Source organism: Bacteroides sp. AF39-11AC, from assembly GCF_003474285.1.
Classification (GTDB): domain Bacteria; phylum Bacteroidota; class Bacteroidia; order Bacteroidales; family Bacteroidaceae; genus Bacteroides.
This window is the reverse complement of the sequence record NZ_QROH01000005.1, coordinates 481,190-493,289: the sequence shown is the minus strand read 5'-3', so window position 1 is coordinate 493,289 and position 12,100 is coordinate 481,190. Positions and strand designations below refer to the sequence as shown.

The following is a 12,100-nucleotide window of genomic DNA, read 5'->3' as shown; positions in this document are numbered from 1 at the left end:
CCAACAGTTTTTCTTTATCTTATTGGCCTTTTCCTTTGGCCTTGGCAATTTGGCTTTTTGGCAATTTGGCAACCTTGAAAAACGACACTCTTTGTCGGATTAGAAGATTTTTCCGCTATCTCCTTTCAATATAAAACTAAAATTCCATTGCTTGCTTTGGATTTATAAAGTTATTCCTTTTGCTTTAATAAGTTTGTTTTCTTTAACTTTTTGACAAGAAAATATCTTTTTTCTATTCTTTTGATAAATAAATAGGCAAAATATTAACTTTATGTTCGTGAGATTTTATATCTTTGCAGCGCAAAATCAAATATTAATTAGTATGTGTGGAATAGTAGGCTATATTGGTCAAAAGAAAGCCTACCCCATTCTTATCAAAGGATTGAAGCGATTAGAGTATCGCGGATATGATAGTGCAGGGGTAGCATTAATCAGTGATAACCGACAGTTGAACGTTTACAAAACGAAAGGTAAGGTTTCGGAACTGGAAACTTTCGTTACTCAAAAAGATATTTCCGGTAACATCGGAATTGCCCATACCCGTTGGGCTACGCACGGGGAACCTTGCTCCGCTAACGCCCATCCTCATTATTCCTCTTCCGAACATCTCGCTCTCATCCACAACGGCATCATCGAAAACTACGCCGTCCTTAAAGAAAAACTCCAGGCCAAAGGCTATTCATTCAAAAGCAGTACGGACACTGAAGTACTGGTGCAACTGATAGAATTCATCCAGAAATCCAAAAATACAGATTTGCTGACTGCTGTGCAATTAGCGTTGCGTGAAGTAATCGGTGCTTATGCCATTGCCGTGCTGGATAAGGATAATCCGGATGAAATTATAGCAGCCCGCAAGAGTAGTCCGTTGGTGGTAGGTATCGGTGAAGATGAGTTTTTCCTGGCTTCGGATGCTACGCCGATTGTGGAATATACAGATAAAGTCGTATATTTGGAAGATGAAGAGATTGCCGTCATCCGCCGCGGAGAGAAACTGAAGGTGGTGAACCTGAAAAATGTGGAATGTCCGCACGAAGTGAAGACGGTAGCGCTGAATCTGGGACAGTTGGAAAAGGGTGGTTATCCGCACTTCATGCTGAAAGAGATTTTTGAACAGCCCGATTGCATTCACGACTGTATGCGCGGACGTATCAATGTAGAAAGTACAAATGTGGTGCTTTCCGCAGTGATTGATAACAAAGACCGCCTGCTGGCAGCCAAACGTTTCATCATCGTGGCGTGCGGTACTTCCTGGCATGCGGCTCTTATCGGAAAGCATTTGATAGAAAGTCTTTGCCGCATTCCGGTGGAAGTGGAGTATGCTTCGGAATTCCGTTACCGTGATCCGGTGATAGACAGTAAGGATGTGGTGATTGCGATTTCGCAAAGTGGCGAGACGGCGGATACACTGGCAGCTGTAGAACTGGCGCGGAGCCGTGGGGCATTTATCTATGGCATCTGTAATGCGATTGGTTCGTCTATTCCGAGGGCTACGCATACGGGTTCTTATATCCACGTAGGCCCTGAAATCGGAGTGGCTTCCACCAAAGCGTTTACGGGACAGGTGACAGTGCTCACTATGCTGGCGCTGACGCTTGCCAAGGAGAAGAATACGATAGATGAGGGGGAATTTCTTGCCATTGTGCAAGAGCTGAACCGCATTCCTGATAAGATGAAAGAAGTGCTGAAGTTGAACGGCAGCATTGCAGAGCTTTCCAAGATCTTCACGTATGCGCATAACTTTATCTATCTGGGACGCGGATATTCGTATCCCGTAGCCTTGGAAGGTGCGTTGAAGCTGAAAGAAATCTCTTATATCCATGCCGAGGGTTATCCGGCTGCTGAAATGAAGCATGGCCCTATCGCATTGGTGGATGCCGAAATGCCGGTAGTAGTGATTGCTACACAGAACGGGCTTTATGAGAAAGTATTGAGCAATATACAGGAAATCAAGGCGCGTAAGGGCAAAGTGATTGCCTTGGTGACAAAAGGAGATATGGTTATCAGCAAGATTGCCGATACTTGTATCGAGTTACCGGAAACAATTGAGTGTCTTGACCCGTTGATTACTACGGTACCGTTGCAGTTACTGGCCTATCATATCGCAGTATGCAAAGGGATGGATGTGGATCAGCCGAGAAACTTGGCGAAGAGCGTAACAGTGGAATAAAGAGGGTAATACGAAATAAATAGTAAACGATAAATTGTACTTTGTACATTGTAAATTGTAAATGAACTGATGGAAGAACTGAAGCATGAATGTGGCGTTGCCATGATACGCCTGCTGAAACCTCTGGAATACTATGAACAGAAGTACGGCACATGGATGTACGGTTTGAACAAACTCTATCTTCTGATGGAGAAACAGCACAACCGCGGACAAGAGGGCGCCGGTATGGCTTGTGTAAAGCTGGAAGCAAATCCCGGTGAGGAGTATATGTTCCGTGAGCGTGCACTCGGTTCGGGCGCCATTACCGAAATATTCGGTACGGTGCAGAGCAACTTTAAGGATCTGACAAAAGAGCAGCTTCATGATGCGGATTACGCTAAGAAATACCTCCCTTTTGCGGGCGAGGCTTACATGGGGCACTTGCGCTATTCCACTACCGGAAAGAGCGGCATTTCCTATGTGCACCCCTTCCTGAGGCGTAACAACTGGCGGGCTAAGAACCTTGCTCTTTGCGGCAATTTCAACATGACGAACGTGGATGAGATCTTTGCACGTATCACTGCTATCGGCCAGCATCCACGGAAGTATGCCGATACGTACATCATGCTGGAACAAGTGGGACACCGTCTCGACCGTGAAGTGGAGCGCCTCTTCAATCTTGCCGAAGCGGAAGGATTGACAGGCATGGGCGTGACTCACTATATAGAAGATCATATGGATCTGGCAAACGTGCTGCGTACTTCGAGCAAGGAGTGGGACGGAGGCTATGTGATATGCGGACTGACGGGAAGCGGTGAATCGTTTGCCGTGCGCGATCCGTGGGGGATCCGCCCCGCATTCTGGTATCAGGATGATGAAGTGGCAGTGCTTGCCAGCGAACGCCCTGTGATACAAACTGCTTTCAATGTGCCGGCCGGCAGCATTAAGGAATTGATGCCCGGACAGGCCTTACTGATAAATAAGGCAGGCAAGCTGCGCACCACCCAGATCAATAAAGTGCGCGAGGTGAAACCCTGTTCTTTCGAACGTATTTATTTCTCACGCGGCAGTGATGTGGATATTTACAGAGAACGTAAACTATTGGGTGAGAAACTGATACCTAATATCTTGAAAGCCATTAATAAAGACCTTGACCATACCGTGTTTTCCTTCATCCCGAATACAGCGGAAGTTGCTTTCTACGGCATGTTGCAGGGACTGGATGATTATCTGAATGAAGAGAAAGTGCAACAGATTGCTTCCCTGGGACATAGCCCCAATCTGGAAGAGCTGGAACAGATACTTTCCCGCCGTATCCGTAGCGAAAAGGTGGCCATCAAGGACATCAAACTGCGCACGTTTATTGCAGAAGGAAACAGCCGCAATGACTTGGCTGCGCATGTGTATGATATCACCTATGGCAGTCTGGTGCCGGGTGTGGACAATCTTGTCATTATCGACGACTCCATTGTGCGCGGAACCACTCTGAAACAGAGTATCATCGGTATTCTCGACCGTCTGGGCCCCAAGAAGATTGTGATTGTTTCTTCTTCCCCGCAGGTACGTTATCCCGATTATTACGGCATCGACATGGCAAAGATGAGTGAATTCATTGCTTTTAAAGCGGCCATCGAGTTGCTGAAAGACCGGGATATGAAAGATGTGATTGCCGCTGCCTACCGCAAATCGAAAGACCAGGTAGGACTGCCGAAGGAGCAAATGGTGAACTATGTGAAGGATATCTATGCACCTTTCACTGACGAGGAAATCTCCGCCAAGATGGTGGAACTGCTGACACCTGCCGGAACAAAGGCGAAGGTGGAAATCGTATACCAACCGTTGGAGGGGCTGCATGAGGCTTGTCCTAATCATCGGGGAGACTGGTATTTCAGCGGTGATTATCCTACGCCGGGCGGGGTGAAGATGCTGAATAATGCCTTTATTGACTATATAGAACAAGTATATCAATTTTAACGAAATAGTGTTTAGTGATAAGTGATTAACGTTAATCACTTATCACTAAACACTAATCACTAACTAACATGAGAAATGTAACTCTTATCCTCGACGACGGGAGCCGCTTCCACGGCAAGTCGTTTGGCTACGAAAAGCCGGTAGCGGGAGAGGTGGTTTTCAACACAGCTATGACGGGGTATCCCGAGAGCTTGACTGACCCCTCGTATGCCGGACAGTTGATGACGCTCACTTATCCGTTGGTGGGCAATTATGGTGTGCCGCCTTTCACTATCGAACCGAATGGACTGGCTACCTTTATGGAAAGTGAACGTATCCATGCGGAAGCCATCATTGTAAGTGATTATAGTGAGGACTTTAGCCATTGGAACGCTGTGGAAAGCCTTGCTGATTGGCTGAAGCGTGAACAGGTGCCGGGCATCACAGGTATCGATACACGTGAGCTGACAAAGGTGCTCCGCGAACATGGCGTGATGATGGGGAAGATTGTTTTTGATGATGAACCGGAGAATGTGCCCGATGCCGTGTATGCGGGAGTGAATTATGTGGATAAGGTGAGTTGCAAGGAGATAATCCGGTACAACGAAGGTGCGGGTAAGAAGAAAGTAGTCCTGGTGGATTGTGGAGTGAAGACTAATATTCTTCGCTGTCTGCTGAAGCGTGATGTGGAAGTCATCCGTGTGCCTTGGGATTATGATTATAATGAACTGGAGTTCGACGGACTTTTCATCAGTAACGGCCCGGGTGATCCGGATACCTGTGATGCTGCGGTGCAGAATATCCGCCGGGCAATGAAGAATGAAAAACTACCTATCTTCGGTATCTGCATGGGAAATCAGTTGCTGAGTAAGGCAGGAGGAGCAAAGATATACAAGCTGAAATATGGTCATCGCAGTCACAACCAGCCGGTGCGTATGGTGGGCACGGAGCGTTGCTTCATCACTTCGCAGAATCATGGTTATGCAGTGGACAACACTACGCTGACGGAAGATTGGGAACCGCTGTTCATCAATATGAACGACGGGTCTAATGAGGGCATTAAACATAAACGGAATCCCTGGTTCTCTGCACAATTCCATCCGGAAGCTGCCAGCGGGCCGACGGATACGGAGTTTTTGTTTGATGAGTTCGTGAAACTGCTGTAATCACCTATAAATGTACAATAAATGAAAGAAAACAATATAAAGAAAGTCCTGCTACTCGGTTCCGGTGCACTGAAAATCGGCGAGGCAGGTGAGTTCGACTACTCCGGCAGCCAGGCACTCAAAGCCTTGAAAGAAGAAGGTATCTACACCGTTCTTATCAACCCGAATATCGCTACTGTGCAGACTTCGGAAGGCGTTGCCGACCAGATTTATTTCCTGCCTGTCACTCCTTATTTTGTAGAGAAAGTCATCGAAAAAGAACGTCCGGATGGCGTTATGCTTGCCTTTGGTGGACAAACGGCACTGAACTGCGGTGTTGCCCTCTACAAAGACGGAGTTTTTGAGAAATATGGTGTAAAAGTTCTCGGTACTCCCGTACAAGCCATTATCGATACGGAAGACCGTGAGATTTTCGTGCATAAGCTGAATGAAATCAATGTAAAGACTATTAAAAGCGAAGCCGTAGAAAATGCCATTGATGCCCGTCGTGCTGCTGCCGAATTGGGTTATCCGGTGATTGTCCGCGCTGCATACGCTCTTGGCGGACTGGGTTCCGGCTTCTGTGACAATGAAGAAGAACTGGATGTGCTGGTTGAGAAAGCTTTCTCCTTTTCCCCGCAGGTGCTTGTGGAAAAATCCTTGCGTGGATGGAAAGAAGTGGAGTATGAGGTGGTGCGCGACCGCTTTGACAACTGTATCACCGTTTGTAACATGGAGAACTTCGACCCGCTGGGCATCCATACGGGAGAGTCCATTGTTATCGCTCCGTCACAGACACTCAGTAATTCCGATTATCATAAGTTGCGCGAACTTGCTATCCGTATCATTCGTCATATCGGTATTGTAGGAGAATGTAATGTGCAGTATGCTTATGATCCTGAAAGTGAAGATTATAGAGTAATTGAAGTAAATGCCCGCTTGAGCCGTTCTTCTGCTCTGGCCTCTAAAGCTACGGGTTATCCGCTTGCTTTCGTTGCTGCAAAACTCGGTCTTGGCTACGGATTATTCGACCTGAAGAATTCTGTAACAAAAACCACAAGTGCTTTCTTTGAACCTGCATTGGACTATGTGGTCTGCAAAATACCCCGTTGGGACTTGGGTAAGTTCCATGGTGTAGACAAGGAACTGGGTTCCAGCATGAAGTCAGTAGGCGAGGTGATGGCTATTGGCCGTACTTTTGAAGAAGCCATTCAGAAAGGTTTGCGTATGATAGGACAGGGGATGCATGGTTTCGTAGAGAATAAGGAACTTGTTATCTCTGATATAGACAAGGCGCTCCGTGAACCGACGGACAAGCGTATCTTTGTCATATCCAAAGCTTTCCGTGCCGGATATACCGTTGATCAAGTGCACGAACTGACGAAGATCGATAAGTGGTTCCTGGAGAAGCTGATGAACATCATGAACACCAGCAAAGAGTTGGAACAGTGGAGCAAGAACCACAAACAGATAGCCGATCTGCCTTTGGAATTGCTGAAAAAAGCTAAGGTACAAGGTTTCTCCGATTTCCAGATAGCCCGTGCCATCGGTTATGAAGGAGACATGGAAGACGGTATTCTCTATGTGCGCAATCATCGTAAGAGCGTTGGCATTGTCCCTGTGGTGAAGCAAATAGACACTCTTGCTGCCGAATATCCTGCACAGACTAATTACCTGTATCTGACGTATAGTGGCATCGCTAATGATGTTCATTATCTCGGCGATCGTAAATCCATCGTTGTACTCGGTTCCGGTGCGTATCGTATCGGGTCTTCCGTAGAGTTTGACTGGTGCGGTGTACAGGCACTGAATACCATCCGCAAAGAGGGGTATCGCAGCGTTATGATCAATTATAATCCCGAAACTGTATCTACGGACTATGATATGTGCGACCGTCTTTATTTCGATGAACTTACCTTCGAACGGGTAATGGATATCCTTGAACTGGAAAATCCGCACGGGGTGATTGTTTCCACCGGTGGTCAGATACCGAATAACCTTGCCCTGCGTCTGGATGCGCAGAAAGTGCCTATACTCGGTACTTCTGCCAAAAGCATTGACAACGCCGAAAACCGTGAGAAATTCTCTGCCATGCTGGACCGTATCGGCGTAGACCAGCCTCGTTGGCGCGAGCTTACGAGCATGGACGACATCAACGAGTTTGTGGAAGAAGTGGGGTTTCCGGTGCTTGTGCGTCCGTCATACGTGCTTTCAGGTGCTGCAATGAACGTTTGTTCCAATCAGGAGGAGTTGGAACGCTTCTTGCAACTTGCGGCCAATGTATCGAAGAAACATCCGGTGGTTGTCAGCCAGTTCATCGAACATGCCAAGGAGGTGGAGATGGATGCGGTGGCACAGAATGGAGAAATTGTGGCATACGCTATCTCTGAACATATTGAGTTTGCCGGGGTGCATTCGGGTGATGCTACGATTCAATTTCCGCCGCAGAAGCTTTATGTGGAGACGGTACGCCGCATTAAGCGTATCAGTCGTGAGATTGCACGCGAACTGAATATCTCCGGTCCGTTCAATATCCAGTATCTGGCTCGTGAGAATGACATCAAGGTGATTGAGTGTAACCTGCGTGCATCTCGTAGTTTCCCGTTCGTCAGCAAGGTGCTGAAGATTAATCTTATCGAACTGGCTACGAAGGTGATGTTGGGGCTTCCGGTAGAGAAGCCGAATAAGAATCTCTTTGAACTGGATTATGTAGGCATCAAGGCCAGCCAGTTCTCTTTCAATCGTTTGCAAAAGGCGGATCCGGTGTTGGGTGTGGATATGGCATCTACAGGTGAGGTTGGTTGTATCGGAAGTGATACGTCCTGTGCCGTGCTGAAGGCTATGCTTTCTGTAGGCTACCGCATACCGAAGAAAAATATCCTGCTTTCTACCGGTACACCGAAACAGAAGGTGGAAATGCTTTCCGCTGCCCGTCTGCTTCAGCAAAAAGGGTATAAGCTCTTTGCAACGGGAGGTACCAGTAAGTTCCTTACGGAGAATGGGGTGGAGAATACGCAGGTGTATTGGCCCAGTGAGACCAACCAACAGCCGCAAGCGTTGGATATGCTGCACAAAAAGGAGATCGACATGGTGGTGAATATTCCGAAGAACCTCACTGCGGGTGAGTTGAGCAACGGATATAAGATTCGTCGTGCCGCTATCGACCTGAATGTTCCGCTGATTACGAATGCCCGCCTGGCAAGTGCTTTCATCAATGCTTTCTGTACAATGACACTGGATGATTTGGCAATTAAATCGTGGGCGGAGTATAAATAATCTCTGTATAACAAAGTGAGAAAAACATTTGTTAGTCAAAGAGAATGGCTTAACTTTGCATTTACAACTATAAAAATATAGGAGAGTATATTATGGATACAACGATGGAAACCATTTCATTTGAGTTGCCGAAAGCTGACTTAAAGTTATTCAAAGAATTGGCAAAGAAGATGGGCTGGACTATTACTGACAAAAAGTCGGGTATAGAAAAGGCTATGGAGGATGTGAAGGCCGGGCGTGTGTATAAAGCAAAAGATGCAGATGAGTTATTTAAGCAAATATTAGGCTGATGGCATATACCTTGACATATACCGGACAGTTCAAGAAAGATTTAAAGCGTTGCCAGAAACGAGGATTATATCTTGAACTTTTGCATAAAGTGATAACTCTTTTACAAGAAAACGGTTCTTTGCCGGCTGAATATAAACCTCATATATTGTCGGGACAATTCTCCGGATATTGGGAGTGTCATATAAAGCCGGACTGGTTGTTGATATGGGAGCAGAATGATAAAGAATTGACTTTATTGTTGCTTAATACTGAGACACATTCGGACTTGTTTTGATAACTTTAGAAATATAGCGCCCCGTTGCATTGCAAAGATGTAACGGGGCTTTTGCTTTTTATATGCTGCAAAACATATCCCTATTTCTTGCTGATTCAGAATAAATAATCTTTCTTTGCACCAGCACAGTTCAGCACAGTTACCTGTATCATCCTTACTTTGATTAAACCTGTATACGCAATATGAAAACAATTTTCGGGCAACAAACGACGAAGGTAAAACAACTGGCCGATTTGATCAGCCAGGACATTTCCATGGGACGTTACAAGACGGATACCGCCCTGCCTTCTATCAATCAGCTGAGCCACGATTATAAAGTTTCCCGCGACACGGTTTTTAAAGCCTTTATTGATCTGAAGGAGCGGGGGATTATCGACTCTACTCCTGGTAAAGGTTACTATGTGGTGAACCGTCAGAAAAATATTCTGCTGCTGCTCGATGAATATTCACCTTTTAAAGATACATTGTATAACAGCATCATCCGCCGCCTTTCTACGCGTTATAAGGTAGACCTGTGGTTTCATCAGTATAACGAAGCATTGTTCAATGCTATTCTTCGCGATTCCATTGGCCGTTATAATAAGTACGTGGTAATGAACTTCGATAATGAAAAGATTTCCCCTTATCTCTATAAGATAGACTCTTCCCGTCTGTTGCTGCTTGATTTCGGGCAGTTTGATAAGCGGGAATATTCATACATCTGCCAGGACTTCGGTGAAGCCTTTTACGCAGCTATGGCTCAATTGTCAGATAGGTTGCAGAACTATCGCAAGCTTATCCTGTTTCTGGCACGGGAAAGTAAGCATCCCAAGGAGACGTGCGATTATTTCAGGAAGTATTGTGCAGATCATCAATTGGAATGTGAGATAATAGAGACTTTGGACGGCAGGGAAGTGCATTCCGGTGAAGCCTATATTGCCATCCGTCAGGTGGATGTAGTGGAGATTGTGAAGAAGAGCCGTGCGGCAGGTTTGACGTGTGGCGTTGATTTCGGCTTGATAGCCTACAATGATACGCCGGCTTATGAAGTGATTGATAAGGGAATAACAGTGATGAGTGTTGATTGGCAAAAGATGGGAATCCTGACGGCGGATTTCATCTTGAGTGGCAAGCCCATACAGGTCTGTCTGCCGACGGAAGTAAATTTAAGAGGCTCTTTATAGCCTTTTTTTACAAACCTATTTCAGCACAGTTCAGCATAGATAATGTTTTATTAACCAAATAAATGATAGCATGAAAAAGTATCCGAAAATCGGGATTCGTCCCACTATCGACGGTCGCCAGGGTGGCGTACGTGAAAGCCTTGAAGAAAAGACTATGAATCTGGCTAAAGCAGTAGCCGAGTTGATCACCAGTAACTTGAAGAACGGTGACGGAAGTCCGGTGGAGTGTGTGATTTCAGACAGTACCATCGGTCGAGTAGCCGAAAGCGCGGCTTGTGCCGAGAAGTTTGAACGCGAAGGCGTGGGTTCTACTATCACAGTGACCTCTTGCTGGTGCTACGGTGCCGAGACTATGGACATGAATCCGTATTATCCGAAAGCTGTTTGGGGATTTAACGGTACAGAACGTCCGGGAGCTGTATATCTGGCAGCTGTACTGGCAGGACATGCACAAAAAGGATTACCTGCTTTTGGCATTTATGGACGTGATGTGCAGGATCTGGATGACAATTCCATCCCTGCCGACGTTGCAGAAAAACTGCTTCGTTTTGCACGTGCCGCACAGGCAGTAGCAACCATGCGCGGAAAATCTTACCTGTCGATGGGTAGCGTATCCATGGGTATTGCCGGTTCTATTGTGAACCCGGATTTCTTCCAGGAATATCTGGGCATCCGTTGCGAATCTGTAGACCTGACCGAAATTATCCGTCGCATGACTGAAGGTATCTATGATAAGGAAGAGTTTGCCAAGGCCATGGCATGGACAGAGAAATATTGCAAGAAAAATGAGGGCAAGGATTTCAATATCCCCGCAAAGACCAAGACCCGTGAGCAAAAAGACGAAGATTGGGAGTTTATTGTGAAGATGACCCTTATCATGCGCGACCTTATACAGGGTAATCCGAAACTTCGCGAAATGGGATTCAAGGAAGAAGCACTTGGACACAATGCCATTGCCGCCGGTTTCCAGGGACAACGCCAGTGGACGGATTTTTACCCGAATGGTGACTATTCCGAAGCTCTGTTGAATACTTCTTTTGACTGGAACGGCATCCGTGAAGCATACGTAGTGGCTACTGAAAATGATGCCTGCAACGGTGTAGCCATGCTTTTCGGTCATTTGCTGACAAACCGTGCACAGATATTCTCTGACGTGCGTACATATTGGAGTCCTGAAGCTGTGAAACGTGTTACGGGTAAAGAATTGACTGGTTTGGCAGCTAATGGCATTATCCATCTGATTAACTCCGGTGCTACCACTCTGGATGGTACAGGTCAGCAAACGAATGCACAGGGTGAACCTGTCATGAAACCCCATTGGGAAATCTCCGAGGCTGAAATGGAGAAATGTCTTGAAGCTACCACCTGGTATCCCGCTAACCGTGATTATTTCCGTGGAGGTGGTTTCTCTTCCAACTTCCTGTCAAAGGGTGGAATGCCTGTAACTATGACTCGCCTGAATCTGGTAAAAGGCCTTGGCCCTGTGCTTCAGATTGCTGAGGGATGGACGGTAGAGATCGATCCGGAAGTTCACAGACTGCTGGATGAACGTACGGACCGTACTTGGCCTACTACTTGGTTTGTGCCCCGCCTGTGCGATAAACCGGCATTTGAAGATGTGTACTCGGTAATGAATAACTGGGGAGCCAATCATGGTGCTATCAGTTACGGACATATCGGTCAGGATTTGATTACACTGGCTTCCATGCTTCGTATTCCTGTTTGCATGCACAATGTGGATGAGAAGAAGATATTCCGTCCTGCTGCCTGGAATGCATTCGGTATGGATAAAGAAGGAGCTGATTACAGAGCTTGCACAACGTACGGACCTATCTATAAATAACAAATAAGA

Annotated in this window: 8 protein-coding genes; all 8 read left to right on the top strand. The window is 46.4% G+C overall.

Going from position 1 to position 12,100, the window contains the following annotated elements; translation table 11 throughout:
* The first annotated feature begins 322 nt into the window (after positions 1-322).
* The 8 genes from glmS (at position 323) to fucI (ending at position 12,091) form a co-directional block, all read left to right on the top strand.
* Positions 323-2,167 carry a glutamine--fructose-6-phosphate transaminase (isomerizing) gene (gene glmS, locus DW036_RS13255; RefSeq protein ID WP_118464785.1) on the top strand — a complete coding sequence of 615 codons (1,845 nt, stop codon included), beginning with the start codon at positions 323-325 and terminating at the stop codon, positions 2,165-2,167.
* A gap of 69 nt (positions 2,168-2,236) precedes the next feature.
* A complete protein-coding gene (locus DW036_RS13250; RefSeq protein ID WP_118464784.1) occupies positions 2,237-4,120 on the top strand; it encodes an amidophosphoribosyltransferase in 1,884 nt (627 codons plus the stop codon).
* Positions 4,121-4,188: 68 nt separating this feature from the next.
* Complete coding sequence (gene carA / locus DW036_RS13245) at positions 4,189-5,265, top strand: glutamine-hydrolyzing carbamoyl-phosphate synthase small subunit (protein WP_007218623.1); 1,077 nt, start codon at positions 4,189-4,191, stop codon at positions 5,263-5,265.
* A gap of 21 nt (positions 5,266-5,286) precedes the next feature.
* Entirely contained in the window at positions 5,287-8,520 is a 3,234-nt protein-coding gene (carB, locus tag DW036_RS13240; RefSeq protein ID WP_118464783.1) for a carbamoyl-phosphate synthase (glutamine-hydrolyzing) large subunit, read from the top strand.
* Between the two features lie 92 nt (positions 8,521-8,612).
* A complete protein-coding gene (locus DW036_RS13235) occupies positions 8,613-8,810 on the top strand; it encodes a hypothetical protein (protein ID WP_044268755.1) in 198 nt (65 codons plus the stop codon).
* Positions 8,810-9,085 (top strand): type II toxin-antitoxin system YafQ family toxin, encoded by a 276-nt coding sequence (locus DW036_RS13230; RefSeq protein WP_118464782.1) that lies wholly within the window; start codon positions 8,810-8,812, stop codon positions 9,083-9,085. Before DW036_RS13235 ends, DW036_RS13230 begins: the two co-directional genes overlap by 1 nt.
* 182 nt (positions 9,086-9,267) lie before the next feature.
* Positions 9,268-10,248 (top strand): GntR family transcriptional regulator, encoded by a 981-nt coding sequence (locus DW036_RS13225; protein WP_118464781.1) that lies wholly within the window; start codon positions 9,268-9,270, stop codon positions 10,246-10,248.
* Between the two features lie 70 nt (positions 10,249-10,318).
* Positions 10,319-12,091, top strand: coding sequence for an L-fucose isomerase (gene fucI / locus DW036_RS13220; RefSeq protein WP_118464780.1), 1,773 nt, complete (start codon positions 10,319-10,321; stop codon positions 12,089-12,091).
* Positions 12,092-12,100: the final 9 nt, after the last annotated feature.

What these genes read in the sequence shown, in the direction of transcription:
- DW036_RS13230 (WP_118464782.1), top strand. Translation starts at nt 8,810, where the DNA reads ATGGCATATACCTTGACATATACCGGACAGTTCAAGAAAGATTTAAAG.
- fucI (WP_118464780.1), top strand. Translation starts at nt 10,319, where the DNA reads ATGAAAAAGTATCCGAAAATCGGGATTCGTCCCACTATCGACGGTCGC.
- DW036_RS13225 (WP_118464781.1), top strand. Translation starts at nt 9,268, where the DNA reads ATGAAAACAATTTTCGGGCAACAAACGACGAAGGTAAAACAACTGGCC.
- carB (WP_118464783.1), top strand. Translation starts at nt 5,287, where the DNA reads ATGAAAGAAAACAATATAAAGAAAGTCCTGCTACTCGGTTCCGGTGCA.
- glmS (WP_118464785.1), top strand. Translation starts at nt 323, where the DNA reads ATGTGTGGAATAGTAGGCTATATTGGTCAAAAGAAAGCCTACCCCATT.
- DW036_RS13235 (WP_044268755.1), top strand. Translation starts at nt 8,613, where the DNA reads ATGGATACAACGATGGAAACCATTTCATTTGAGTTGCCGAAAGCTGAC.
- carA (WP_007218623.1), top strand. Translation starts at nt 4,189, where the DNA reads ATGAGAAATGTAACTCTTATCCTCGACGACGGGAGCCGCTTCCACGGC.
- DW036_RS13250 (WP_118464784.1), top strand. Translation starts at nt 2,237, where the DNA reads ATGGAAGAACTGAAGCATGAATGTGGCGTTGCCATGATACGCCTGCTG.